This is a genomic window from Qipengyuania xiamenensis (assembly GCF_019711495.1).
GTDB classification, from domain to species: Bacteria; Pseudomonadota; Alphaproteobacteria; order Sphingomonadales; family Sphingomonadaceae; genus Qipengyuania; species Qipengyuania xiamenensis.
The window spans coordinates 532,056-557,449 of record NZ_JAIGNM010000001.1 but is presented as its reverse complement, the minus strand read 5'-3'; the positions used below and the strand labels follow the sequence as shown (position 1 = coordinate 557,449).

Below are 25,394 nucleotides of genomic sequence, written 5' to 3'. Positions count from 1 at the left end.
TCGTACCTTTCGAAGAAGGAGCGCTTGGCGGTTACGCCAGTTCCTTCAACATCGCGTCGAGCGTGGTGCCGAGTTCGCTGGGCGAGGGCGAGACGCGGATGCCCGCATCTTCCATCGCTGCGATCTTGTCGTCCGCGCCGCCCTGGCCGCCCGAGACGATCGCGCCGGCATGGCCCATGCGGCGGCCCGGAGGCGCCGTACGGCCCGCGATGAAGCCGACCATGGGCTTCTTGCGGCCCTTGGCAGCCTGTTCCTTGATGAAGGCTGCCGCTTCTTCTTCCGCGCTGCCGCCGATTTCGCCGATCATGATGATCGACTTGGTGTCGTCGTCGTCGAGGAAGAGGTCGAGCACGTCGATGAAGTTGGTGCCGTTGACGGGATCGCCGCCGATGCCGACAGCCGTGGTCTGGCCGAGACCGACCATGGTGGTCTGGTGAACTGCTTCATAGGTCAGCGTGCCCGAGCGCGAGACCACGCCGACGCTGCCCTTCTTGAAGATGGAGCCGGGCATGATGCCGATCTTGCACTCGCCGGGCGTCAGCACGCCGGGGCAGTTCGGGCCGATGAGGCGGCTGTTGGAACCACGCAGCGCGGCCTTCACCTTGACCATGTCGAGCACGGGGATGCCTTCGGTGATCGCAACGATCAGTTCCATCTCGGCATCGATCGCCTCGAGGATGGCATCGGCTGCGAACGGCGGCGGAACGTAGATGCACGATGCGGTCGCGCCGGTTTCGGCCTTGGCTTCCTTGACGGTGTTGAACTGCGGCAGGCCGATGTGGTCGGTTCCGCCTTTGCCGGGAGTCACACCCGCAACCATCTGCGTACCGTAATCGAGCGCCTGCTGCGTGTGGAAGGTGCCGGTGTTGCCGGTCATACCCTGGGTGATGACCTTGGTGTTCTTGTCGACGAGAATGCTCATTTCGCCTCTCCTGTTCGAATGGTTTGTGGGTTAGGCGAGCGAGCTGTCGAGGCCCTTGCAGGCTTCGAGCAGTTCTTCGACGGCGTCGGTCGAGACCTTGAGGTTCTTCTTCTCTTCGTCCGACAGTTCGATCTCGATCACTTCCTCGGTGCCGCCTGCGCCGATCATGGTGGGCACGCCGACATAGAGACCGTCGAGGCCGTACTTGCCTTCGACGTAGCTGGCGCAGGGCAGGATGCGCTTCTGGTCACCGAGATAGGCTTCGGCCATCGCGATCGCGCTGGTGGCCGGTGCGTAATAGGCCGAGCCGTTGCCGAGCAGGCCGACGATCTCGCCGCCGCCCTTGCGGGTGCGGTCGACGATTTCATCGATGCGGCTTTCCGACACGCCCTTGATCTTGGCGAAGTCGTTCACCGGGATGCCGTTGATGGTGGTGTAGCTGGTGACGGGGACCATGGTGTCGCCGTGGCCGCCGAGGACGAAGGCGTTCACGTCCTTCACCGAAACGTCGAACTCCCAAGCAAGGAAGGTGGCGAAGCGCGCGCTGTCGAGCACGCCGGCCATGCCGACGACCTTGTTGTGCGGCAGGCCGCTGAATTCGCGCAGCGCCCAGACCATCGCGTCGAGCGGGTTGGTGATGCAGATCACGAATGCGTCGGGGCAGTTGTTCTTGATGCCTTCGCCGACCGACTTCATCACCTTGAGGTTGATGCCGAGCAGGTCGTCGCGGCTCATGCCCGGCTTACGGGGGACACCGGCGGTGACGATCACGACGTCGGCGCCTGCGATGTCTGCGTAGTCGTTCGAGCCGGTGATCTTCGCGTCGAAGCCTTCGATCGGGCCGCACTGCGACAGGTCGAGCGCCTTACCCTGCGGCATGCCTTCGGCGATGTCGAACAGGACGATATCGCCCATTTCCTTCTTCGCGGCGAGGTGGGCGAGGGTGCCGCCGATCATGCCGGAGCCGATGAGCGCGATCTTCTTGCGTGCCATAGGGGGTGTGCGTCCTTTACGAGCTTCGCGGGACCCGAGTTTCCCACCGATGTGGCATGCGCAATCGTCCCGCGTGGGTGCGCGCGCCCGGCGTTTCGGGGTGCGACCTAAGCCCGCACGGGTACGATTGCAACCGGAATCGGGCAGTCCCCGGAACTATCTTTGCAAATAGTTCGCAATAGCAATAAGCTCTTGCAGTCGCGGGAGTTCTACCAGCAGGACGCACGAACTGCGCGAGTGGTTCCACCTGCCGCGAGGGCAAAGTGGCAGGTTAGCCGATGAGGACGTCTTCTGCGGTCTTGCCGCGTGCCGCGACCTGGTCGGCAAGCTTGCCATCCAGCTTGCCGCAAATGCCGATCCAGTGGCGATACTCTTCGTCCGAACCGGATCCGGCTGCGTCGCTGGCCTTGCGAGCTGCGTCATTGGCCGCATCGAGGCCGTGCTCGGCGAAATGCATGAGCGCATCACGCAGCGACTGATCGATTGCGGCGTTGCGGTCGGCGTTGTCGTTCGCTGCCGGTGCGACCGGTCGCTTGGCGAGAGCCCTGGCGAGAGGAGACTGGGTCGTACAGCGTGCAGCAGCAAAGTGGACGGACATGTCTTGCGTTCTCCCGAAGTCTCGGCGGGGAAAACGTCCCGGCCGGCTCACGAGAAGGTCTATAGCGGGTAGCTCGCTAAACATCGGTTCCACTTCATGCTTGAGAGAATGTAAATGTTGCGCTTTCGCTTCCGATCATTGCGCGCCCGGCTTGCCGCGTCGGGCATTCGGGCCTATTGCGCAGGGATTGGTACGGGTTGGGCTGCGCAAGTAGCCCCTAAGAGGGAACGCGGTTGAATGCCGCGGCTGCCCCCGCAACTGTAACCGGGGAGCGATCCCGCCAAATGCCACTGGCCCTAGGGCCGGGAAGGCGGCGGGGGAGCGATGATCCGGAAAGCCAGGAGACCTGCCTGTACCAGTCGTTCGGCCGCGGGCGGGGTGTACCGATGGCAAGCGGGGAAGAGAGCAATTCCGCTCCCTCCCGTCATGGACGGCAATGCGTTCATGATAGGAGGTTTCGTGTACAAATACCTGTTTTTCCTGACTGCTTCGGCAATTCCCGGCGCTGCACTCGCGCAGGATTCCACCGAAGACGCGCTGGCGGAAATCCTTGCTGCGCAGGATGCGAATGCGCCTGAAGTGCAGCCCGTAGACAATGGCAGCGAGCAAGTCACGATTGCAGATCAGCCGGTCCCGTCGATCACTGTGACGGCCAACGGCCTCGGCACCGATATTCGCAACACCGGGCAGCCCGTCACCGTTATCGACCGCGAGGAACTGGTCTCCATCCAGGGTGCCGACCCGACGCGCGCGCTCCGCCGTGTGCCGGGTGTGTCGTTCTCGCGCAATGGTGCGGCTGGTGCCTTTACCGGCGTGAACCTGCGCGGCGCGGGATCGGAGCAGGTGCTCGTCCTCGTCGACGGCGTTCCCGTCGCTGACCCGTCCTCGCCTGCAGGCGGTTTCGATTTCGGCAGTCTGCTGACCGGTACCGCCTCGAAGATCGATGTACTTCGCGGATCGAACAGCACTATCTGGGGTTCCGACGCGATCGGCGGGGTGATCGACATCTCGACCCGCGCCGATACCGGCATGCAGGGCAGCCTCGAACTGGGTTCGCGCGGGACAGCGTTTGCCAGTGCGCTAGCGGGCGTCAGCGAGGATGAATTCTACGTCGGCCTTACCGGCTCGTGGTACGAGACCGACGGCTTCTCCAGCGCCGCTGCGGGCACGGAGGATGACGGCTTCTCGCAAATGGCTGTGGGCGTCACCGCCTTCTATGACATTACCGACGATCTCGAACTCTCCGGTCATCTCAACATGAGCGAGGGCCAGCTCGACATCGATGGCTTCCCGGCACCGAACTTCATCCTTTCCGACACGGACGAAACCCAGAAAACCCTGCGTTACTGGGGGGATATCGGGCTTACCTATTACGGCGCCGACCTGACGCTGCGCGCGCGTTACAGCCGCGCCGATACCGATCGCACCAACCGCGCCGACGATGGAACGCTCAGCTTCGAGAGTAAGGGTCAGATGGAACGCGCGGACCTGCGCGGCGAATATCGACTGGTCGGCGGCCTGTCTGCCGCTTTCGGGTACGACTACCAGCGCAACCAGTATGAAACCAGTTTCGACAGTTTCGCAGAAGCCGATATCCAGGGCGCATACGTGCAACTCGGCTGGGTGATGGGCAACCTCGCCGTCCACGCCGGAGGCCGGATCGACGATCACGACTATTTCGGCAGCGAAACCAGCTTCGGCGGCGACGTCAGCTATGGCCTGAAAGACGACTGGCGCCTGCGCGCAAGTTTCGGCGAGGGCTTCAAGGCGCCTTCGCTGTTCCAGCTCTTTTCCGACTACGGCAATCGCGGCCTGCAGCCCGAACTCAGCACCAGCTTCGACCTCGGCATCGAGAAAGGCCGCCGCGGAACGGGCACTCACTTCGCACTGACCGGTTTCCGCCGTGACAGCGAAGACCTGATTGGCTTCGTATTCTGCACGGGCCTGCTGCCGTCGCCTTGCAGCCCCGGTCAGTTCGGGACGTACGACAATACCGACCACGCGCGTGCGCAGGGGATCGAGGCAGAGGTCGGGATCGAGGTTATGGACACGCTGCGCATTTCCGGTGTCTATTCCTTCGTGGACGCCGAGGATCGCATGACGGGCAATGAACTCGCTCGCCGACCGCGCCACTTCGGCACATTGTTCGCCGACTGGGAGTCAGATTTCGGACTCTCGCTCGGGGCAGACCTGCGTATCGTGGGTGAGAGCTTCAATGATGCAGGCAATTTCACCCAGATCGACGGCTACGAACTGCTCGACCTGCGCGCAGCCATGCCCTTCGGCGACCATCTCGAAGTGTTCGGTCGTGTCGAGAACGTCTTCGATACCGAATACGAGACGGTCAGCGGTTACGGGACCGCCGGAAGAGGCGTCTACGCCGGAGTGAGGGCGCAGATGTGAAGCCGCTGATGGCGGCTCTGGGGCTGTTGCTCGCAGGCTGTGCAGGCAATGATGCGCCTGCGCCGCAGGCGGGCGACAAACCGACCATCGTCAGCCTCAATCCCTGCACCGATGCTATTCTTGCCGAGGTAGCTGCTCCCGGGCAGCTCCTCGCCATCTCGCATTACAGCAAGGATGCCCGCTCCAGCTCGATGGCTACGCATGACGCAGCGCGTTTCGCGTCTACCGGAGGGACAGTGGAGGAGGTGCTCGCGCTCCAGCCTGATGTGGTCGTCGCCAGCACGTTCCTGTCGCCTGCGACCATGGCTGCGATGGCCGACCTTGGCCTGGACGTCCGCACCTTCGGAGCCGCATCCACCGTGGAGGAGAGTATCGCGCAAGTGCGCGAACTCGCCGCGCTTGCGGGCCGCGAAGATGCGGGTGAACGGCTGGTCGCGCAGATCCAACAAGCGCTGGAAGATGCAGCTTCGGCGGGCGAGCCTGTCGAAGGGGCGCTATGGCAGCCGGGCGGTATCGTCCCCGGTGAGGCGTCCTTGGTCAGCGACCTCATGCGCCGCACCGGCTTCAAGAGCTACGCAGCAACCCGCGGCATGGCGCAGGCGGACTACCTGTCGCTCGAGCAGGTCATGGCGGACCCACCCCAGGTCCTCCTCGTTGCAGGGACCGAGGCCGGACAAACGCATCCGGTCCTCGATACCGTGACGGAAATGCGTCGCGAAACTTTCGATACCCGCCTGCTCTACTGCGGCGGACCCACGATCATCGAGGCCGCGCGCCGCCTCGCCGAGATCCGGGAGGGTTCGGCATGAATCGCGCATCTGTCGTCTTTCTCGCACTGTTGCTGGTGGCGATTCCGCTTTCGCTTTTCGCGGGTCGGGTGTGGATCGATCCGGCGAGCACGCCCAATGCTGCCCTGATCGTCGCGGAACTGAGACTGCCGCGTGCCTTGCTGGCCGTCATCGTCGGCGCAGGACTCGGCGCTGCGGGCGCGGCGATGCAGGGATATTTGCGCAACCCACTCGCCGATCCCGGCCTGTTCGGGATAGCCCCGGGAGCAGCCCTCGGCGCGGTGATCGCGCTCTGGTTCGGCTATGCCGCAAGCGCATGGCTGCTGCCGCTCTTCGCACTGGTCGGTGCGGCTGGCGCCATGGCACTGCTGGCCGCGATTGCCGGGCGCACGGGCGGTATTGCCCTGTTCACCCTTGCAGGCCTCATGGTCGCGAGCCTCGCAGGCGCGCTGACCGCGCTTGCTATCAGCATGGCGCCCAATGCCTTCGCGATGAGCCAGATCGTCCTTTGGCTCAACGGTGCGCTTACCGACCGTAGCTGGCGCGAGGTCTGGCTTGCCGCGCCGCTCGTCCTGCTGGGTATCGCGGTGCTCTGGCGCGCAGGCCGCTCGCTCGATGCGCTAACCTTGGGCGAGCCTGTGGCGCGCTCGCTTGGTGTCGACACGACACGGCTGTTGTTGCTGCTGGTGGCGGGGATCGGCCTCACTGTCGGGGCGGGCGTAGCCGTCGCCGGGATCATCGGCTTCGTCGGCCTCGTCGTGCCGCATCTCGTGCGTCCGTTGACCGACCGGCGGCCATCGCAGCTGATCCTGCCGAGCGCGCTTGCAGGAGCCCTGCTGGTGCTGGTGGCAGACAGCGTGGTGCGCGTCCTGCCGCTGGTGACCGAATTGCGGCTGGGCATCGCCCTCAGCCTTCTGGGCGCACCGTTCTTCCTCGGATTGCTGCTGCGCATGCGCAAGGGGACGATCTGATGCTTTCGGCAAAGGACCTGTCTCTGGGCCATCGTCTCAAGGGTGTGAATTGCGCGCTTGAGCCCGGCAAGATCACGGCAATCTGCGGACCGAACGGGGCGGGCAAGTCCACGCTGCTTCAGGCAATGGCCGGGCTGCTCGATCCGGATGCTGGCGGCGCCGCGCTGGACGGGACCATGCTTTCGGACTTAGCGCCGAGGGACCGCGCGAAACGGATCGGATACCTTCCGCAATCCGCCGAAGTCGCGTGGGACGTGCCGGTGCGCACGCTCGTGCAGCTGGGGCGAATGCCGCACGGCGACCAGCTGGCCGAGCCTGTCGATGCGGCCCTCGCGGCTCTCGACCTCGCGCCCTTCGCCGACCGCCGGGCACAGTCGCTTTCGGGAGGCGAAACGGCGCGGGTGCTGCTCGCGCGGGTGCTGGCGGGTGAGCCCGACTGGATCCTCGCGGACGAACCGCTCGCCGCGCTCGATCTCGGGCACCAGCTCGATCTTCTCCGGCATTTGCGCCGTGCGGCCGACGCAGGTGCTGGCGTGGTTCTCGTGCTTCACGACCTTGCCCATGCAATGAACCACGCCGACCGTGTGCTTGTCCTCGATCGCGGTGCGCTGGTTGCCGATGCCCCTCCTGAAAGAGCGCTCGACGATGTGACGATCCTCGATGTCTGGGGGGTAGCGGCAAGCTGGGTCGGAAAGAGCGGCAAGCGGGCACTGGTTACGGCCTGACGCGTTGGGGCGTCATGAGTCGCGAAAATCTTGTCGATCAATGGTTTGCCCTGACGCGCGAGCGCATGCCCGGACTTGCCGAACAACGCGACTGGCCGGTCCGTATGGACCATTGCTTCATGCGCATCCTGCTCGACAATGCGCTGGGTGCGAAGTGGAACGACGAGATTCCGGCGCCTGCTTACCGCAACGTCCCGCCAGAGGTTATCGAACGCGCGATTGCGCTCGGAGAAGCAGCGATCTCGGGCGACGAGGACCTTGCCGAACTCAATCGAAATTCGCTCGGTTGGCGCGGGAAGGGCTAGCGCTTCCTTGCACGCTGCGCGCAATGGGTTAGGCGTGGCGCATGGCTGATACGAACACGATCGAAAACGATCCTTGCTGGCTGCCCCACCGGATCGATGTGCCTGCGCGCCAATTGGAATTCATCCGCGTCGAGCGGGACGAGCTTTCCGCGCAGGGCTTCCTCGCCGACCGCGAGCCGGGAGCGGAGGGAAGGGCGCTGGCTCCATGGGACGAGGTGATCGCCATGAAGCCCGAAAGCGGCAAGCTGCACTTCATCTTTCACACGGCATTCTGTCGTTCGACGCTGCTCGTTCGCGCGCTCGATGCGCCGGGCACTTCTGTGGGGCTCAACGAGCCGGGAATTATTGCCAGCATGGTCAATGCGGGCGATGCGGCGCGCCCGCTTATCGGCCCAATTCTTGCCCTGCTGGCGCGTCCGCATGCCGCTGGCGAGGCGGTGTTCGTCAAGCCGACCAATCATGCCAATATGCTCATGCCCGCCCTGCTCCAGGCGCGGCCAGAAGCGCGGGCGGTGCTGATGACCAACGACCTGCCGGTCTTCCTGAGGTCGGTAGCGCGCAAGGGCCTCATGGGCAGGCGCTGGGGTCGCCAGCTGTTCCTCGAGATGCAGGGTTATGCCGGCATGGATTTCGGCATGGATGCGCGCGAGAATTTCGCCATGAGCGATATGCAGGCTGCGGGCCTTGCATGGTTCCTCGCAAAGCGCTGGTTCGCGCTCCATCTCGGCGGACAGGTTCAGGGAGTGAGCGGCGAGAGGATGCGGGTCCTCGACGGCGACCGTTTCGATGCTGCGCGCGAACAGACGATCGCTTCGGTTTTCAATTTCGCAGGCATCGAGGCGCCCGATGGGCTTGCGCACTCGCTCGCGAGCGGTCCGGTGTTTTCGCAGCACTCCAAGCTTGGCGGTTCCTTCGAGGAAAAGGCGCCTGCGGAAGAGGATGCGAAGCTGACCGAAGAGATCGAGCAGGTCGGCCAGTGGGTCGGCATGATCGCGCAGCAGGCGGGTCTTCAGGTTCCGCTCAAGCAAACGCTATTCTGACCAAGAAAAAGGGCCGGACCTCGCGGTCCGACCCTTCATTCCCGTATGAGCGTGCGGCCTAGTTGACCGCAGTGCCCGGCAGCTTGCCGTCGGATACTTCGCTGTCGGCAGCTTCGTCACCTTCGGTAAGACCTCGAGCTTCGAGCATCGGGGTCACGTCGGGCGCGCGGCCGGCAAAGTTTTCGAACATTTCGAAGTAATCCATCGTACCGCCACGGCTGAGCACGGTGGCGCGATAGTGATCGCCATTCGCGCGCGTCAGGCCGCCGTTTTCGATGAACCACTTGCGGCTGTCACGATCGAGCATCTCGGTCCACAGGTAGCTGTAATAGCCAGCGGAATAACCCGAGGGCGAGCTGAAGATGTGGTTGAAGTAGGTGCTGCGATAGCGCGGCGGGACGAGATCGATCTCGAGGCCGAGCTCTTCAAGCGACTGGCGTTCGAAGGCATCGACCTTCTCCGGCGTATCGATGGCCGCGGCTTCTGCCGGCGACAGAGCGCTCCACTTCATGTCGAGCAGGGCGGCTTCGACGACTTCGCCGAAGTCGTAGCCCTGGTTGAACTTGGCCGCGGCTTCGATCTTGTCGATCATTTCGGCCGGGATCGGTTCGCCCGTTTCGTAGTGGAAGGCGTAATTCGACAGTACGCTCGGCCAGGTGGCCCACATTTCGTGGACCTGGCTGGGGTATTCGACGAAGTCACGCGCGGTCGCAGTGCCCGAGAGGCTCTCGTAGCGCTGGTCGGCGAAGAAGCCGTGCAGCGCGTGGCCGAATTCGTGGAAGGTGGTGTTCACCCAGTCGAAGCTGACCAGCTGCGTCTCGCCTTCAGGGGCCTTCGGGATGTTGAGCACGTTGTAGATCACCGGCTTGGTCCCCCACAGATAGCTCTGGTCGACGAAGTTGCTCATCCACGCACCGCCGCGCTTCGAGGGGCGCTGGAACGGGTCGAAGTAGAACAGGCCGAGTTCGCTGCCGTCACGGTCGAACACGGTGTAGACCCACACATCGGGGTGGTAGACCGGGACATCGGTGCGACGTTCGAAGGTCAGGCCGTAGAGTTCCTCGGCCATGAAGAACACGCCGTCTTCCAGCACCTTGTCGAGCTGGAAGTATTCCATCACCGCGTCTTCATCGAGATCGTAGCGTTCCGCCTTGATCTTGTTGGCATAGCGGTACCAGTCCCACGGCTTGACCTCGTAGTCGCCGCCGTCGGCCTTGATGGCTTCGTCGAGCATGGCTGCCTCGGCGCGCTGCGTGGCGGCGAGGGCGGGGACCATCTGCTCCATGAAGTCGAGCGCGGTCTTCGGCTTTTCGGCCATGCGGTCCCACATCGCGTAGCTTGCCCAGTCGGCTTCACCGAACAGTGCAGCCTTTTCGGCACGCAGCGTGGCGATCTTGGCGATCAGCATGCGCGTGTCGACGTCCATCCGGCCATCGGCGCGGTGGTAGCTCGCCTTGAACAGCTTTTCGCGCGCGTCGCGGTTTTCCATCGTCGGCAGGAGCGGCTGCTGCGTGGTGTTCTGCAGGGCGATCGCGAACTTGCCCGGCTGGCCGTTCTCGGCGGCGAGATCGGCTGCTGCCTGGATATCGCTGTCGGACAGGCCGGCGAGGTCTTCGCGGCTGTCGAAGAAGACCGGATTGTCGTTCATTGCCGAACGGGCAAGCTGGCCGAATTCGGTCGTCAGCGTCGAGAGTTCGGAGTTGATCGCCTTCACTCGCTCGCGCTGGGCGTCGGTGAGCAGCGCGCCTGCGTGGACCATGCTCTCATAGGTGTTTTCGAGCAGGGTCGCGTCTTCGGGCGTCATCGTCATCGCGGCGCGATTGTCGTAGACCGCCTTCACGCGGGCGAAGAGTTCCGGATCGAGCGTGATGCTGTCGCCATGGGCGGTCAGCTTGGGGCTGATCTCGGTATTGATCTCGTCGAGACGGTCGGTCGTGTTCGAACCGGTAAGCGCGAAGAATACGCGTGCAACGCGGCCGAGCATGCGGCCCGACTTTTCCATTGCGACGATGGTGTTCTCGAAGGTGGGCGCAGCCGGGTTTGCCTTGATGGCTTCGATCTCGGCCTTCTGGATTGCCATGCCCTGCTCGAAAGCGGGGAGGTAATCGTCTTCCGAAATCTTGGTGAAATCGGGCGCAAGGAAGGGCAGCGTGCTGTCCGTAGCGAAGTAGCCGGTGCCTTCGGGGATGGTGACGGTGCTTTCGACGTCTGCGTCTGCAAGCGGGTCCATTTCGCCTCCGGGGGTCGTGCTGCAAGCTGCAAGCAGGGCGGCGGCGGCGGTGGTGGCCAGGATTTGGGCCTTCATGGTCTCTCCAATATTTCTGCGGTGGCGAGGGGTGTTCAGGCACTAGCCAACAGCCCCACGCGTGCGACGCGCGGGGTTAGAGGGGATTTGCGCCCGTTTCGCAAGGCAAAGCCCGTCCAACCGCCGACTCTCGTCGGCAGCGGACATTGGGCATTTGGCGATGAACGCTGTCTTAGCGGTCGAGGTTCTGGAGCAGGCGGCGCATAAGTGCCTGGATATCCAGACCCTTGATGCGGCCATCCTCGCCTTCGCGGACCGGCAGCATGGGCGTGAGCTTGTAGGCTTCGCCCACCGGTTCCAGCGCGTAGGAACCGCCACCGATTTCAATCAGCGCCTTGCCGTCTTCGTCCTTGATGATGACGATCTCGGTGCTCGAGGTCACTTCGTCGCCCAGCAGCACTTCCTCGGTCAGCGTGTAGAGGTTCTTGCTCGCTTCCTTGATCGAGTAGCGGAAGTACAGCGGCGCACCGAAATCGGCATCGGGACGCTCGGCCACCGGCGGCGGGCCGTCGTTGGTCGAAATGTCGACGTTCATCCGCATGCTGCGCACGGCAAGAGCGGGCGACTGATCCTTGAGGATCGTGTGCTGGCCCATGTTGTTGTCGGGCAGGCAGGTGGCGGTCCATTCGACCTTGAAATTGCCCGTCGGACGGTTGCGCTTGTCCACCAGGGGCACTTCCTCGCGGGTGGGCAGGCACCAGATGACATCGATATCGATGTTACGCTCTACCGCAGGCGTGTTGGGGATGACCCCGCCATAGCCGCCATAGGTGACGGTCGTACGCTTCGCAGGCACGCCATAGACCGGCAGACCGCCTTCGACCGAACGGCTCGAGAGCAGCGTGCGGATCTTCACCTCTTCGGTCACGACACCGGTGTAGCCGTGGCGGAAACCGGCCGTGATGAAGTGTTCGCCGGTCTTGAACTCGCCTTCGACTGCGGAGATCTCGCCCGTGCTCTGGTAAGGCAGGCGGTCGTGTTCCTGGTTGGCGGCGAGCTGCGCCTGCTGCGGCGCGAAGCCGACGCTCAGCGGGGCAAACTTGTCGCGCGCCTCGATGCGATAGAGCTCGTCGGTGCTGAGCAGGCGGCGCATCTGGATTGCGGCACCCGACTTCTTCGAGCTGATTTCAGCAACAGCCGGGCCCATACGAGCAATACGGGCACCCTTCTGCTCGGGCGTCATGCTCTCGAAGGTGGTCGACTTCGCGCAATAGGGATCGCCGTAATAAGAGCCGCGACCGCCGTCGGTAACATCACCGTGCTCGTCCTTGGCAAGGCGCAGCTGGTAAAACGGGAGATCCCAGTCCTTGCCACAGGTGGTCCATTCGGCCTTGAGCTGCGGCAGGCCTTCGGTGCGCACAGTGTACGGAGCCGGCGTCACCATCGGGATCGCCGCGGTCAGCACGACTGCGCCGTGGACCGACTTGCCGGACCGTTCCGCGATGAAGGCGTATTCGTCAAAGGTGCCGTCCATGTCGCGGTCGATCAGGCAGGCGTCTTCTTCGCCGGAAGGTGCCTTAAGCTTGGTGGCACAGTAGACCTTGCCGTTCAGCGAGGTCAGGCTGCGCGGGTCCTTCGTTGAACGGAAGCGCGCTTCGTAAAGCTCGACGTCCGACACACTGCCGTCCTTCCAGGTCATGGTGGCGGTGGCTGCCGAAGCGGCGCGCGCATTGGTCTGCAGCAGCAGGCGGTTGCTCGGCGCATCGCCCGTGTGCCAGACATTGCCCGTAGGCTCGTCACCGCTCTGCGGGGCGAGTTTTACCGGCACATCGATGGCAACCGAGCGGTGCAGCAGTTCGGTGCGGGTGAACATTTCGGCGAGCGTCATCGGCTCGACTGCGACATTCACGGGGATATCGTCCAGCAGTGCCTGCGCGCGCTGCTCGGGATCGAGGCGCGTGTTCGCGGACTTGGTCAGCGTCTCGAACAGCGAGGACTTTTCTTCCTCGCTTTCGATGGCGACGGTCGGCGGAGGCGGAACCATGACCGGCGTCGGAGCCGTCGCCTGCGTCGGTGCAGGCGCCGTCTTCACTGGTACGGGAGGCAGGCTCTGGCGATCCTGCGCGATTGCCGCCGAGCCAACGCCCACAGACACGATTGCCGCCATCGTGGCGGCGCCATTCAAATTCTTCATGATGCAACCCCTGCATTTACGATCCGCGCGGAATTTGCCGTGGTTTGCGGCGGAATACAACCGATTCCGGCAAGGGCCGTTACTTTGGCGTTTTTATACTTCCGAGAGTTCTATTCGACGTCCCGACCTTGCCCGAGCTCGGTCTGCTCACGGGCAGTTTCCGCTGCTTCGACGAGCGCTTGGCGATTGACGGTCACGACCTGCGGGCGGCCGCTTTCTCCGACGACCAGCCACAGCGTTCCGAGCTGGAAGAACCCGCCGCGATCCTTCTCCACCGTCATTTGCGACAGGTCGAGCTTGCGCAGCATCTCAAGCATGCGTTCGTCGAAAATGTCGTCGAACAGCGCATCGACCTGTTCCTCGGTCAGGTCCTGCTGGCGGCCATCTTCGTCGATGTAGAGAAGCGGGATGCCCAACTGTTCTAGCAGGCGGGCCTTGTCGCCGCTTTGCGCCGCTTCGCGCAATGCTATGATAGCCGCTTCGAAACGGCTCGGGCTGGTGCCGGTAGCGCAGGAGATCGCGCCGCCCTTCACGACATCGTGGGCGCGGTCAAATTTGATGTCGGGGTCTTCCTCGCCCGACCAGACGTAGAGCAGGCAATCGTCCGGCGATGCTTCGGCCCCCACTTCGCCGATCGTTTCGAGCAATTGCTGGCGCGCGGGATCCGCATCGGCTTCCCTATCGGGGACCGGCGAACAGGCCGCGACCAGAAGGGCCGGGGCAAGGACTTGCAACCTGGTGGCGAATGCGGGGTTCATGGGCTCTTGCAGCGATAGGTGACGATCGGCTCGTAAAGCGATCCCTGCGGGCGCAGGTGGCTTTCATACAGGATGTAGTCCTCCACCGGCCACGGTCCAAGCGAAAGCCCCGTGTTCCGTGCAAGGAACGGGGCCGAAGGACCGCAGGTGGCATTCAGCCGGGCCATGGTGATGTGGGGCGCGAACTTGCGCGTTTCCGGTGCCAGTCCGACCGAGGTGCAGGCTCGCTCCACCTTGCGTTGCAGGCGCTGCAGCGGCTCGCTCGGAGCAATACCTGCCCAAAGCGTATGCGGTATGCCCTTGCGTTCGAAGAAATCGACTCCGCTCACGCGAAGCTCGAAAGGCTCCACGCGGATCGCGGAGAGAGCCTCGGCAAGGTCGTCGGCCGTATGAGGGTCGGTTTCGCCGACATACCGCAGGGTAAGGTGAAGTTGGTCCTCGTCCTGCCAGCGGGCATTGTCGACGCCCTCCATGAGGTCGATCAGCGCATCGCGAATGGCCTCGGGCGGGCGGATGGCGACGAAAAGGCGGTGGGTCATGTTTCTGGCCGGTTCGGTCCGGCGTGTCTGGGTAAGGAATGCAGTCAGGCGGGGTTGTAGCAGACCTTGTTGCGCCCGCCGGACTTCGCCTCGTAGAGCGCGTCATCGGCCCGTTGCAAGGCATCGCCGACGGTTTCGCCCTTGCGCAGGGGTGACAGGCCGATCGATGCTGTCGCCAGTCCCGCAGGCAGTTTCTCTTGATTGGCGAGATTTTCGATTCTCAGGCGCAGGTCCTCGGCGATAGCGATGGCGTCGTCTACGTCCGGTACGTCGATGAAAACCGCGAACTCCTCCCCGCCGAGACGTGCGGCAAAGTGTGTATCGCCATCGAGTTCGCGCAGGCCGTCGCGGAATGAAGCAGCTATTGCGATGAGCAGGCGATCGCCCCTGTCGTGACCGAACTTGTCGTTCACCCGTTTGAAGCGGTCCACGTCGATGACCATCATGTGGCCCGGATCGCATAGGGCTTCGGCGTGGAGCTTGTGCTCGAATATGGCGCGCCGGTTGTAGAGACCCGTCAGCGGGTCGCGCGTGGCGAGAAATTCCGCCTGGCTGAGGGCCTCTGCGAGCTCCTCTCCCAAACGCATGTTCTGGACCAGCATGTCCGCGGCAACGATGCGTTGCTTGGCCGCACCGAAACTGAACAGCGACACGGCTGCGAATACGAGCACCAGTCCCGGCCCCATGACAAGCGCGAAGTCGCCGGGTGCAGCGGCAAGGCCGATCCCGGCGGTCGCGAGGAATGCGATAGTGAAGGGCGCCCAGATGTGCAGGGTGGAGGAAGTGTTCGTGATGACCAGCGAGACACAGATCATGATGCCGCCGAACACCAGGAATGCGGCCGGGTGAAGCGAGGGCTCCAGCAACAGGGGCATCAGCAGCAGCGCCCAGCTTGACCCGCCGAGTACCCCGACTGCCATGCCGGCGGTTATCGTGCGCTGGATCGAGCGGCTTTCGCTGATTTCCTTCCGCATCCGTTCATATACGATGGCCGTCAGCAAGATCGCGACAAACCTGAAGACGGCAGGAAGCAGGAAAGCCCTGCCGTTGGGCAGCATTTGCGCTATCCCGACGATCAGGGCGGTGCCCAGTATATTGGCAAGGAGCGTGCGTTTCTCGACCTCGGAGATTGCGCGCAGGACTTCATACTGCCGTTCGGCAATCCATCCTTCATCGCGATCCGCTTCGGGAAGGCCTGAGGCATCAGTGCGCCCGTTGTTATGCACGCGACCGTATTAGCGCCTGGCCATCGGTTTGCCAGCAATAATCTCTTACGTGGTCACCCGGGTGGCGCCGGTTTCGCGCGGGTCATCATAGCTTGCGTCCATGAAGATCTGGGCCCTGCGCTCCGAACGGTACTCAAGTCCGCGAGCAACCTTGCCCGCCGCGTGCGTGTAATCGAGTTCGGCGGCAATCGCTTCGTAATCGCGTTCGGTGATGGCGGCATTGAGGCGCGGGCTTTCGCGCTCGGAGACGTTACCGAGGCCGACGTTGTAGACGAGGTCGAGTAGCGCATCGAATTCGTGCTGGTAGAGCGGCAGGTCGCCGACGAGGACCCTCACGCCGCGCTCGGCGATCTTCAGGTCTTCTTCCAGGAAATCGAGGACGCGCTTTTCGGAAACCCTGTCGCCTACGCGCAGGTTGTCGGCCGGGCGTACAAGGTGGCCGACGCCTACGGTCGGATAGCCAGCTACATCGCGATAGACGGTATAGCGAACGCCTTCTTCCTCGATGAGCGCCTGCTTGAATTCGTCGCTCGCCTTTAGGATCACTGCCGGCTTGCGGACATTTTCGGTCTCGGCAAGCGGCTGGGTCACGGCCAGCGCCTGCTTGGGCTTGGGACGCTGCGCTGGCGGGCCGGTGAAGGCGGCAAGGCTCATCGCCCCAGCGCCCATCATCAGCGATGCGCGCTTGCGGGTGGAAAGCCGCGGTTTGACGTTATAGACCCCGGCAGCGGCCTTCCGCGCGCGCTTGAGGGCGCGGCGGTGATCGCGGTGGAGGCGAATGCGGCGAAGCATGCCTGAAGCCTTGGGCGTCTCACCTGCGTGCGGGGTGGAAGTCCATTTTTCGTTGTCGAGCGGACGGTCGAGTTCCTTCATGATCGCCTTGAGCCGTTCGCTCTCGATCGTTCGCCTTTCCTTGGCGTTCGAGGGGGCGGATGAAGTAGGCGCGACCTGACCTTTTGTTGTTGTGTCTGGCATTATGAAAATGCGCCCTTGTTCTAGTATTTCTGCGCGAGGCGCCTCAGTGCGCCTCGTGTGCCTGCTCATTGAACGCAACTATTCGTAAGGTGCGCATTGGCGGCTTGTGCTTGTCTATAGAACGGACGGGAGAGGGTATTGGGTCCACGACCCATCGACAGCGCGCCACGTCTGGCGGAGAGCGCCCGGTGCGTCAGGCGACAGCGCTGACCCGGTTCCGGCCTTCGTCCTTGGCCTGGTAGCAGGCCAGATCGCTCCGCTGCAGGACATCGTCGAGCGTCTCGTCGGGATGCCACCGCGCAAGGCCGATCGAGGCAGTGACCGTTTCACGGCCAGCTCCGGCAATACCCACGTCGATACCGGCGATATCCTCGCGTAGCGCCTCGGCGAAGCGGCGAGCCTCGGCGCAGTCGCAACCGTCGAGGATCACGATGAATTCTTCCCCGCCATGACGGAAGGCAGGAAGGTGGTCCGCACCGAAGGCCCGCAGGCTGGCGCGAATGACGTCGGCCGATGCCACCAGAACCCGGTCCCCCGCGGCATGGCCGTGCCGGTCGTTGATCCCCTTGAAGTGATCGAGGTCGATCGCAAGGACGTGGCGCGCCGATCCGCTTTGCGGGTCATGCTCGCGCTCTTCGAACAGCTTGCGGCGATTGAAGAGGCCCGTCAGCGGGTCCCGCCAACTGAGGAATTCGGCATGGGCGAGTGCTTCCGCCAGTTCATCGGAGAGTTCGCGGTTCTCGACCAGTATCTCCGCCGATGCGATGATGTGGTGGCCGGTGTTGGCGGAATAAACCCGGATGCCGATGACGGCCATCGTGCCGATCGCAAGGATCGTCGGGTTCTGGCCCTCTGGATATGCGAAAGCCACCAGCGCGAGCGTCAGCAAGAAGCTCGCCAGCATGCCGTCGCGCGGGCCGGGCAGGGCAGCCAGAGTGACCGCGATCAGCGTCAGGATCATGAGCACAGCGGTATAGATCATCAGGCTGGAAGCGATCACCGCATTGTCTGGAGGCGGAAGGGCCATCAGTCCGAGCGTCGCGCCGGTCAGGCACATGGCCACGAAGAGAATGCGACGGGGCCACTGCGTATCGCCGCGAACGCGATAGACGCGCTCGAGATTGGTCGCCGCCCAGCGCGTGAAAAGGAAAGAGCCACTTCGGAGGCTGACGGCAATCACATGCAGTAGTGGCATGCCCATCAGCGCAACCGCGCAGATCAGGACTGACAGCCCGAAAAGGCTCGCAGTTAGCGAGCGTCGTTCACGCTCGAGCATTGCGAGGATCGCCTCGCGCTGGACCTCATAGTCGGCATCCATCGCAGCGGCACGGGCGGTGCCACCGTTGCTTGCCCTGACGGCATCGGGATGTTCTCTAGCGAGCAATGGTTGTGCAGGTCCTCTTTGGGAGAGGTCCTAGCACAGGTAGGTTAATGAACCGCCCTAGTATTGTTAATCTTTCTACTTTGGGCGGTTAAATCCAAGGTGCCATTGTAACTTGTTGTCAAAGCACGAAATCGGCTGCCGTCATGGTCAGGTCGCCGAGCAGGTGGATAAACATGTCGGCCGATCCGTCGCCGTCGACATCGGCGGCAAGGAAGGTATCGCCGCCACTACGGAAGAATCGCAGTTCGCCCGCCGTGCCGGAGAAGCGGTCCGAACCGATGAAGGTGAAGGCGTCGTCTCCTGCGGTGCCGGCGATCGCGTCGATTGCGGACAGGTCGACGAGGTCGCCTTCGGACTGGCTGAAATCGGTGATGAAGTCCGCGCTGGCGAAATAGCGCCCTGACTGGCTCGTGCGCTCGAACACGAAGGTGTCCGCGCCTTCGCCTCCGGTCATCTCGTCGACACCCCAGCTGCCGATCAGGATGTCGTTGCCATTGCCTCCGTCGAGGAAGTCGTTGCCCGTGCCCCCGTGCAGGCGATCGTTGCCGAATTCTCCGAACAGGCGGTCGTTGCCATTCTCGCCGAACAGGCCATCGGACCAGCCGCCACCACGGATCGTGTCCCAGCCGGTCCCGCCGAAGATCCAGTCGTTTCCGGTCCCGCCTTCGAGAGTGTCGCTGCCGCCATTGCCGCGGATCTGGTCGCGCCCGTCACCGCCAAGGATCATGTCGACCGACACGCTCCCGCCGAGCACATCGTCGAAACCCGAACCTTCGAGCATCTCGATGGATACCAGCGTGTCGAGGCCGGCACCCAGCGTGTCCTGCGCCGCTCCCTGGATTGCCAGAGTTACCGACACACCACTCGCCGCATCGGCGTAGGAAGCCATGTCGAAACCGTCCCCGCCGTCGAGAAGATCGTTTCCGGTTCCGCCCGCCAGTTCGTCCGACCCGATACCGCCGAACAATTCGTCGTCGCCGCCGGCTCCGCTGAGGTAATCGTCGCCTTCGTCACCGAATAGGTGATTGACGATGTCGCCGCCGAAGACCTGGTCGTTGCCTTCGCCTCCGCGAAGGTAATCGTGAAGCGGGACGTCGAGCACATCGTCGAGGATCGTGCCGAGGCCGGTATCTGCGAGGATTGCAAGGTCGAGATCGCCGATCGAGTATGCATAGCCGCGATAGAACACGACGCCGTTCATCAGGCCGAGCCGCGGATCATCGCTGTCGCCGGGAAAAGCGCTGCTGTTGCCGTAATGTGCGGAGTTTCCGAAAGTCAGGTCGAGCGGACCGCCGAAATAGGCCTCGACATTGGGGCCGAGGAAATGCGGTTCGTCCTCGATCGTCAGGCGGCGCAGATCGTAGGGCGTCGCAAAGGAGTTTGCGTTCGACGAACCGTAATAGCCGGTAAAGCCCAGCGCGTGGCCGATCTCGTGCAGCATCACGCTCAGGCCGTCGGTCCGGTCGGACGGTATGTCGTCGCGCGTCTGCGGAGTCGGGTCGAGAAACAGCTCGTTGAGCAGGTAGTCGCGCGAGATGTAGATCACGATATCGTGGCCGCTGTCGCTGACATTCTGCCCGGTCTGCAATTCATACGCCGGAGCGCCCACCAGCACGCTGCGCCCCTCGAAACTGCCGAGATTGGTGCCGTTACCCCAGGTCGCCGCGGCGGTGCCGGTGCTGGTGGAGTCCACCAGTTCGATCCGCACCGCAACATTTGCGTCGCCTGCCAGAACCGCGCCCCAGAGGCGAAAGGCTTCGTCCGTCACGCCGAGCAGCAAATCGATGATATCCTGCGGGATATCAGCCAGATTGACGACGTTGTAGGTGGGATTGAGCGCCATGCACGGGACTCCGGATTTCTGCGATAGGGCGTACCCTTCCGCGTCGCGTCGCCCGCGTCAATGAATGGAAAGGGCTCATCCCGAAACGGGACCCCTCCAAAACTGCGGCATGCTTCCTACATCGGGCACACATTGCCGCTGCGTCTGTTGGACGGGTAGGCACTCGCTTGACACCACAGAACATTTGCGGAACACGCTCCCTCCATGGCACTTACGAAAATCTCCGTCCGCGGCGCGCGGGAACACAACCTCAAGGGCGTCGATATCGACCTGCCGCGCGACAGCCTTATCGTCATCACCGGCCTGTCGGGCTCGGGCAAGTCGAGCCTCGCGTTCGACACGATCTACGCAGAGGGGCAGCGGCGGTACGTTGAATCGCTGAGTGCCTATGCGCGCCAGTTCCTCGAGATGATGCAGAAGCCCGATGTCGAGCATATCGACGGGCTTTCTCCTGCCATTTCGATCGAGCAGAAGACCACCAGCCGCAACCCGCGCTCGACCGTGGCGACGGTGACCGAGATCTACGACTACATGCGCTTGCTGTGGGCGAGGGTGGGGGTGCCGTACTCGCCCACGACTGGCCTGCCGATTGAGGCGCAAACGGTTTCCAACATGGTCGACCGGGTGATGGCTCTGCCCGAGGGTACGCGGCTCTACCTGCTCGCGCCGGTGGTGCGCGGGCGCAAGGGTGAATACCGCAAGGAACTGGCCGAGTGGCAGAAGGCGGGCTTCACCCGTGTGCGCATCGATGGCGAGATGTATCCGATCGAGGAAGCGCCCGCGCTCGACAAGAAGTTCAAGCACGACATCGAAGTGGTGGTCGACCGGCTTGCGGTGAAGGAAGGGCTGGAAACGCGGCTGGCCGACAGTTTCGAGACCGCGCTGAAACTTGCCGACGGGCTAGCCTATGTCGATCTCGCCGATGGCGTAGTGCCTGGGCGCGAGGACGAAGCGGAAGGCGGCGGCGCAATGAAGGGGGCGGGGCTGCCCGCGAACCGCATCGTGTTTTCCGAGCGCTTCTCCTGCCCGGTCTCCGGCTTCACCATCGAGGAAGTCGAGCCGCGCCTGTTCTCGTTCAATGCGCCGCAGGGGGCCTGCCCGACTTGCGACGGCATCGGCGAAAAGCAGCTGTTCGACCCGCAACTGGTCGTGCCGAACGAGGCGCTGTCCTTGAAGAAGGGCGCCGTGGTGCCCTGGGCCAAGAGCAACCCGCCGTCGCCCTATTACATGCAGGTTCTCGCCAGCCTCGCGCGCGAATACGAGTTCAGCCTCGAGACGCCGTGGGAGGATTTCGACAAGGAAATCCGCGACATCATCCTCTACGGCACCAAGGGCCGCGCAATCCCGCTCACCTTCAAGGACGGGCGCAAGGAATACACGGTCAAGAAGCCGTTCGAAGGCGTGATCGGTAACCTCAACCGCCGCATGCTCCAGACAGAGAGCGCGTGGATGCGCGAAGAGCTTTCGAAGTTCCAGACCAGCCAGCCATGCGAGACCTGTCACGGCAAACGCCTCAACGAGAAGGCGCTGGCGGTGAAGATCGCTGGCACCGACATCGCCACGCCCACCAAGATGAGCGTCGCCGATGCGAAGGAGTATTTCCTCAAGCTGCCGGATGATCTCAACGACACCCAAGGCCAGATCGCCAAGGCCATCCTGAAGGAAATCAACGAGCGGCTGGGCTTCCTCGACAATGTCGGCCTAGACTACCTCAACCTCGACCGCACCAGTGGCACGCTGTCGGGCGGAGAGAGCCAGCGCATCCGTCTCGCCTCGCAGATCGGCTCGGGCCTCTCGGGCGTGCTCTACGTGCTCGACGAGCCCAGCATCGGCCTCCACCAGCGCGACAACGACCGGCTGCTCGAAACGCTCAAGCGCCTGCGCGATCTCGGCAACACGGTGATCGTGGTCGAGCACGACGAGGACGCGATCCGCCAGGCGGACCACGTGGTCGACCTCGGCCCGGGCGCGGGCGTGCGCGGGGGCGAAGTGGTGGCGCAGGGCACGCTCAAACAGGTCTTGAAGTCGAAGAAGTCGCTCACCGCGGACTACCTCACCGGCCGGCGCGAGATTTCCGTCCCCGCCAACCGCCGCAAGGGCAATGGGCACGAGCTCACCGTCCACGGCGCGCGGGCGAACAATCTGAACGACGTCACCGCCTCCATCCCGCTCGGCACCTTTACCTGCATCACCGGCGTCTCGGGATCGGGCAAGTCGTCCTTCACCATCGACACGCTCTACGCCTCCGCCGCGCGCCAGCTGAACGGCGCACGCATCGTGGCGGGCGCGCACGACAAGGTCACCGGCCTCGAATATTGCGACAAGGTGATCGAGATCGACCAGTCGCCCATCGGCCGCACCCCGCGCTCCAACCCGGCGACCTACACCGGCGCCTTTACCCAGATCCGCGACTGGTTCGCCGGCCTCCCCGAAGCACAGGCGCGCGGCTACAAGCCCGGCCGCTTCAGTTTCAACGTCAAGGGCGGCCGCTGCGAGGCGTGCCAGGGCGACGGGCTGATCAAGATCGAGATGCACTTCCTGCCCGACGTCTACGTCACCTGCGAGGAATGCGGCGGCAAGCGCTACAACCGCGAAACGCTGGAGGTGAAGTTCAAGGGCCACTCCATCGCCGACGTGCTCGACATGACGATCGAGGATGCGGAGGACTTCTTCAAGGCCGTCCCCCCGATCCGCGACAAGATGCACATGCTGAACGAGGTGGGGCTGGGCTACGTCAAGGTCGGCCAGCAGGCGACCACGCTGTCAGGCGGCGAGGCGCAGCGCGTGAAGCTGGCCAAGGAACTGTCGAAGCGCAGCACCGGTCAGACGCTCTACATCCTCGACGAGCCTACCACGGGCCTCCATTTCGAGGATGTCCGCAAGCTCCTCGAAGTGCTCCACCGGCTGGTGGACCAGGGCAATTCGGTGGTGGTGATCGAGCACAATCTCGACGTCATCAAGACCGCCGACCACATCCTCGACCTCGGCCCCGGCGGCGGCGTGCGAGGCGGGGAGGTCGTGGCGCAGGGCACGCCGGAGGAAGTTGCAGAGGTGGCGGAGAGCTATACGGGGCAGTATCTCAAGCCGATGCTGGAGCGGCAGCGGGAGGCTGCGGAGTAGCTGGAACTCAATCCATTCTTAGATTGCGCCATATCTCTTCAGCAGCTTCAAATGCTGTTCAAGCTTCTCGACGTCCAGCGTGGAGTCGATGGAGATATTTATTTCGACGGCTGATCGGCCTCTGCCTAAGAAGTTCTGAGGCTCCATATTTCGGGTTTCTTCGAGCTCCTGATCTTCCGTACTTGTCGGAATGTCATGTGCTTGTTCGCTGCTGCTTAGCGAACCTGATGTCTGAGCTGTCTTCGCAGCCTGTCCGTGGGTCAGCTGGTCCCCCTCCAGAGAAGCTAGGTCGGCGAAGGTCAATGTGGCACTATAAATCTCTACACATTTCTCGACCTTGTCGGGATGAGCGCCCAATTCTAAGAGCCTCTGACGGATTTTTGCCAAGCTGACTTTGTCGCCACTGAACGTCGAATACACTGCATTGAAAAGCTTTGGTGTCAGTGCTGCTGATTTGAGACTTGAACCTCTTTCGTCCTCTGGTGCCCGCGAAATCTCCTTTGCTAGATCGGTGGCTTCAACCGTGTCTCCGTCGTAGATTGCTAGACCAAATTGCTCCATCGCTGAGAGTTTCGCACGCCCGCGCCATCCCTTCGCATCGACAACTGCCGCATAGATAATATCAAGCGGTTGAGCCGCAGAGTGCGTCTTGCTTACTAAACGTTCGGCCCAGGCAATGCATTGTGCCAAATCGTGAGTTGGAAACTGCGCAGCGGTTTTGCCTCCCGGCTTGGGTTCGCCGTTTTCATTCGCCATTAGATTTGTCCTTAAGCGTCTCGACTAGTTCTGCGAGGCCTTCTTTGTAAGAACTCGCGAAATTTGCATATTTTTTGTCAGCGATTCCATGCGGAACGTCAACATCATCAAGAAGAAGCGGAAGAATATGAACCTCCCTCTTCTTGATTTCGGTAAGCATTGCACTGCTGAGCTCCTTCTTGACCCACTCGCTTTTGACCGAGCTTTCACTCAACGCGATCAAAAAATAGTCAGAGGATGCCAGTCCTTGACTGACCTTATCGGGGATTGAGTCGCCGACCTTAATCCTTTGCTCGTCAAGCCAGACGGAAATTCCTGCCGCATCTAGATCAGACGCCAATTGTCTAATGAAGGGTTTGTCCACGGAGCTGTGCGACAAGAAGGCAACAACCTTCTTTGGCGTTTTTTCCCTTCGAACTTTTTTATTCTCTTCAGCATCGTTGAGGAGATCTTCGGAAGTGATGCCACCTCTCAAAACGTCGAAGTTTCTTGCCCACGTGAGGAGAGGAGCAAAGTTTTTCTTGTTGAACGGCACATAGCGACAGACAGTAGCGGCTTTCCTAAGGGCATCTTCCTCTTCTTCACCAAGAGACAAAAACTGTCTCATTGATTGAAGGATTGGAAGTTTCAAAAGTGCGTCTTTGACCACACTTGATTTGTCTTCGAGCGTCCCGTCGAACGGATAAGAAGTAAGCAACATGAATCCGCCATCTTCCTGTTTTTCGACAAGATTTAGGTTCTGGGCGTTCTTCACCAGCTTTCCCACTGTCCGCGGGTCAAGGCCGGAGAACTGGGAAAGCTCAGAGGTCGTCGGATTGTCCATCCATGAAACCCCGTCGAGAACCTGGTAAAGTCCCTCGAGTTTTGTTGCCTCGAATTTTGGTCCTTCTGTTTCGCTCATTTTCTTCTTCAGTCCTTCGGAGAGAGTCTTTCGAGATTACTAAGCGTCGGAATTTTAGTAAGAAAGGTTCAAGAAACCTCTTTCGACAGAAAACTGTCTGGGCGAGCGACCTTCATTCTAGCCGGTAAGGATGACCATCTGTCCTACCCGCCAATCCGAGTATAACTAATCCGATTCACTCAAACCATGCGGTGAACCATGAACGCTCTCGTCACTATCGAACCCGCCCCCACCGCCGGTCCTCACGGGGAGGGGCACACTCTCTTCTCGCCGCGGCGGGAGGCCGAGTTTCTCGCAAGCCTCCAGCTGTTCGGCCCACGCGGCAAATAGGGTCCGGCTCGCCTGCCGCGCGGTGAGGAGTTCGAAGGAGGGTGTCGGGACTGTTGCCCGAATGTCTCTCCTACGCGGCAAGCCGTGACATGGTAGTCGCGCTATAACCTATGTTTTAACGCTCGCCGGGGGAGGGGTGGTAGATGACTACCCATCGTCGGACCACATACTGGCTTTCCGGCGACTGAGAGAAGCTCCGGCATTGCTCCCGCCTCGTGCATCGGAGTTGCAAAATGGCCAACTGGCTCGTCATCTGTCTCACAATCCTGGGCGCCCTGGTCGTGGCGATGCTGTTCAGCGAATGGATGGTCGGCCGCCGACGCCGATAAGCACGAGCGTGTAGGCGCTGTCCCACTCGGCGCTCACATTGCGCTTCCG

General features: G+C 62.5%; 20 protein-coding genes and 1 riboswitch. Of the genes, 7 read left to right on the top strand and 13 right to left on the bottom strand.

Features of this window, described 5'->3' with window-relative positions; genetic code table 11:
- Window positions 1-31 precede the first annotated feature (31 nt).
- The 3 genes from sucD to K3165_RS13970 form a co-directional block, all read right to left on the bottom strand.
- The gene (gene sucD / locus K3165_RS02710; protein ID WP_221547323.1) at window positions 32-922 is read right to left on the bottom strand and encodes a succinate--CoA ligase subunit alpha; all 891 of its coding nucleotides are present in this window, start codon (window positions 920-922) and stop codon (window positions 32-34) included.
- A gap of 30 nt (window positions 923-952) precedes the next feature.
- The gene (gene mdh / locus K3165_RS02705) at window positions 953-1,915 is read right to left on the bottom strand and encodes a malate dehydrogenase (protein ID WP_090478720.1); all 963 of its coding nucleotides are present in this window, start codon (window positions 1,913-1,915) and stop codon (window positions 953-955) included.
- A 271-nt stretch (window positions 1,916-2,186) separates the two neighbouring features.
- Window positions 2,187-2,513 (bottom strand): hypothetical protein, encoded by a 327-nt coding sequence (locus tag K3165_RS13970; RefSeq protein WP_247713862.1) that lies wholly within the window; start codon window positions 2,511-2,513, stop codon window positions 2,187-2,189.
- Window positions 2,514-2,690: 177 nt separating this feature from the next.
- Window positions 2,691-2,881: riboswitch (cobalamin riboswitch) on the top strand.
- 91 nt (window positions 2,882-2,972) lie between these two features.
- Here K3165_RS13970 and K3165_RS02695 point away from each other — a divergent pair.
- From K3165_RS02695 to K3165_RS02670, 6 genes are read left to right on the top strand one after another with little or no spacing between them, the layout of a single operon-like run.
- Window positions 2,973-4,916, top strand: coding sequence for a TonB-dependent receptor plug domain-containing protein (locus K3165_RS02695; RefSeq protein ID WP_221547322.1), 1,944 nt, complete (start codon window positions 2,973-2,975; stop codon window positions 4,914-4,916).
- Window positions 4,913-5,725 carry an ABC transporter substrate-binding protein gene (locus tag K3165_RS02690; protein WP_345720305.1) on the top strand — a complete coding sequence of 271 codons (813 nt, stop codon included), beginning with the start codon at window positions 4,913-4,915 and terminating at the stop codon, window positions 5,723-5,725. The genes K3165_RS02695 and K3165_RS02690 overlap by 4 nt, the downstream gene beginning before the upstream one ends.
- On the top strand, window positions 5,722-6,675 hold the full coding sequence (locus K3165_RS02685) for a FecCD family ABC transporter permease (RefSeq protein WP_221547321.1): 954 nt from the start codon (window positions 5,722-5,724) through the stop codon (window positions 6,673-6,675). Before K3165_RS02690 ends, K3165_RS02685 begins: the two co-directional genes overlap by 4 nt.
- Window positions 6,675-7,400 (top strand): ABC transporter ATP-binding protein, encoded by a 726-nt coding sequence (locus tag K3165_RS02680; protein ID WP_221547320.1) that lies wholly within the window; start codon window positions 6,675-6,677, stop codon window positions 7,398-7,400. Before K3165_RS02685 ends, K3165_RS02680 begins: the two co-directional genes overlap by 1 nt.
- A 14-nt stretch (window positions 7,401-7,414) precedes the next feature.
- Complete coding sequence (locus K3165_RS02675; protein ID WP_221547319.1) at window positions 7,415-7,705, top strand: GCN5-related N-acetyltransferase; 291 nt, start codon at window positions 7,415-7,417, stop codon at window positions 7,703-7,705.
- A gap of 41 nt (window positions 7,706-7,746) precedes the next feature.
- Window positions 7,747-8,745, top strand: a complete 999-nt coding sequence (locus tag K3165_RS02670; protein ID WP_221547318.1) for a hypothetical protein — start codon at window positions 7,747-7,749, stop codon at window positions 8,743-8,745.
- A gap of 58 nt (window positions 8,746-8,803) precedes the next feature.
- On the opposite strand, the gene K3165_RS02665 is transcribed toward K3165_RS02670, so the two are convergent.
- The 8 genes from K3165_RS02665 to K3165_RS02630 form a co-directional block, all read right to left on the bottom strand.
- Window positions 8,804-11,050, bottom strand: a complete 2,247-nt coding sequence (locus K3165_RS02665; RefSeq protein ID WP_221547317.1) for a M3 family metallopeptidase — start codon at window positions 11,048-11,050, stop codon at window positions 8,804-8,806.
- A 172-nt stretch (window positions 11,051-11,222) separates the two neighbouring features.
- A complete protein-coding gene (locus K3165_RS02660) occupies window positions 11,223-13,184 on the bottom strand; it encodes a hypothetical protein (RefSeq protein ID WP_221547316.1) in 1,962 nt (653 codons plus the stop codon).
- Between the two features lie 110 nt (window positions 13,185-13,294).
- Window positions 13,295-13,942, bottom strand: coding sequence for a TDP-N-acetylfucosamine:lipid II N-acetylfucosaminyltransferase (locus K3165_RS02655; protein ID WP_221547315.1), 648 nt, complete (start codon window positions 13,940-13,942; stop codon window positions 13,295-13,297).
- Window positions 13,939-14,481: an RNA 2',3'-cyclic phosphodiesterase gene (thpR, locus tag K3165_RS02650; protein WP_221547314.1), complete on the bottom strand. Its 543-nt coding sequence runs from the start codon at window positions 14,479-14,481 to the stop codon at window positions 13,939-13,941. The genes K3165_RS02655 and thpR overlap by 4 nt, the downstream gene beginning before the upstream one ends.
- A gap of 44 nt (window positions 14,482-14,525) precedes the next feature.
- Window positions 14,526-15,707 (bottom strand): GGDEF domain-containing protein, encoded by a 1,182-nt coding sequence (locus K3165_RS14150; protein ID WP_221547313.1) that lies wholly within the window; start codon window positions 15,705-15,707, stop codon window positions 14,526-14,528.
- Between the two features lie 45 nt (window positions 15,708-15,752).
- A complete protein-coding gene (locus K3165_RS02640) occupies window positions 15,753-16,682 on the bottom strand; it encodes a lysozyme (RefSeq protein WP_247713860.1) in 930 nt (309 codons plus the stop codon).
- 193 nt (window positions 16,683-16,875) lie between these two features.
- Window positions 16,876-18,066, bottom strand: coding sequence for a GGDEF domain-containing protein (locus K3165_RS02635; protein ID WP_221547312.1), 1,191 nt, complete (start codon window positions 18,064-18,066; stop codon window positions 16,876-16,878).
- A gap of 118 nt (window positions 18,067-18,184) precedes the next feature.
- Complete coding sequence (locus K3165_RS02630; RefSeq protein WP_221547311.1) at window positions 18,185-19,909, bottom strand: hypothetical protein; 1,725 nt, start codon at window positions 19,907-19,909, stop codon at window positions 18,185-18,187.
- A gap of 204 nt (window positions 19,910-20,113) precedes the next feature.
- On the opposite strand from K3165_RS02630, the gene uvrA reads away from it, so the two are divergent.
- Entirely contained in the window at window positions 20,114-23,029 is a 2,916-nt protein-coding gene (gene uvrA / locus K3165_RS02625) for an excinuclease ABC subunit UvrA (RefSeq protein WP_221547310.1), read from the top strand.
- Between the two features lie 18 nt (window positions 23,030-23,047).
- Here the strand turns inward: uvrA and K3165_RS02620 are convergent, their stop codons facing one another.
- A complete protein-coding gene (locus K3165_RS02620; protein WP_221547309.1) occupies window positions 23,048-23,785 on the bottom strand; it encodes a hypothetical protein in 738 nt (245 codons plus the stop codon).
- Window positions 23,775-24,686: a TIR domain-containing protein gene (locus tag K3165_RS02615; protein ID WP_221547308.1), complete on the bottom strand. Its 912-nt coding sequence runs from the start codon at window positions 24,684-24,686 to the stop codon at window positions 23,775-23,777. The genes K3165_RS02620 and K3165_RS02615 overlap by 11 nt, the downstream gene beginning before the upstream one ends.
- Window positions 24,687-25,394 lie beyond the last annotated feature (708 nt).

What these genes read in the sequence shown, in the direction of transcription:
- sucD (WP_221547323.1), bottom strand. Translation starts at nt 922, where the DNA reads ATGAGCATTCTCGTCGACAAGAACACCAAGGTCATCACCCAGGGTATG.
- mdh (WP_090478720.1), bottom strand. Translation starts at nt 1,915, where the DNA reads ATGGCACGCAAGAAGATCGCGCTCATCGGCTCCGGCATGATCGGCGGC.
- K3165_RS13970 (WP_247713862.1), bottom strand. Translation starts at nt 2,513, where the DNA reads ATGTCCGTCCACTTTGCTGCTGCACGCTGTACGACCCAGTCTCCTCTC.
- K3165_RS02685 (WP_221547321.1), top strand. Translation starts at nt 5,722, where the DNA reads ATGAATCGCGCATCTGTCGTCTTTCTCGCACTGTTGCTGGTGGCGATT.
- K3165_RS02680 (WP_221547320.1), top strand. Translation starts at nt 6,675, where the DNA reads ATGCTTTCGGCAAAGGACCTGTCTCTGGGCCATCGTCTCAAGGGTGTG.
- K3165_RS02675 (WP_221547319.1), top strand. Translation starts at nt 7,415, where the DNA reads ATGAGTCGCGAAAATCTTGTCGATCAATGGTTTGCCCTGACGCGCGAG.
- K3165_RS02670 (WP_221547318.1), top strand. Translation starts at nt 7,747, where the DNA reads ATGGCTGATACGAACACGATCGAAAACGATCCTTGCTGGCTGCCCCAC.
- K3165_RS02665 (WP_221547317.1), bottom strand. Translation starts at nt 11,050, where the DNA reads ATGAAGGCCCAAATCCTGGCCACCACCGCCGCCGCCGCCCTGCTTGCA.
- K3165_RS02660 (WP_221547316.1), bottom strand. Translation starts at nt 13,184, where the DNA reads ATGAAGAATTTGAATGGCGCCGCCACGATGGCGGCAATCGTGTCTGTG.
- K3165_RS02655 (WP_221547315.1), bottom strand. Translation starts at nt 13,942, where the DNA reads ATGAACCCCGCATTCGCCACCAGGTTGCAAGTCCTTGCCCCGGCCCTT.
- thpR (WP_221547314.1), bottom strand. Translation starts at nt 14,481, where the DNA reads ATGACCCACCGCCTTTTCGTCGCCATCCGCCCGCCCGAGGCCATTCGC.
- K3165_RS02640 (WP_247713860.1), bottom strand. Translation starts at nt 16,682, where the DNA reads ATGCCAGACACAACAACAAAAGGTCAGGTCGCGCCTACTTCATCCGCC.
- K3165_RS02630 (WP_221547311.1), bottom strand. Translation starts at nt 19,909, where the DNA reads ATGGCGCTCAATCCCACCTACAACGTCGTCAATCTGGCTGATATCCCG.
- uvrA (WP_221547310.1), top strand. Translation starts at nt 20,114, where the DNA reads ATGGCACTTACGAAAATCTCCGTCCGCGGCGCGCGGGAACACAACCTC.
- K3165_RS02620 (WP_221547309.1), bottom strand. Translation starts at nt 23,785, where the DNA reads ATGGCGAATGAAAACGGCGAACCCAAGCCGGGAGGCAAAACCGCTGCG.
- K3165_RS02615 (WP_221547308.1), bottom strand. Translation starts at nt 24,686, where the DNA reads ATGAGCGAAACAGAAGGACCAAAATTCGAGGCAACAAAACTCGAGGGA.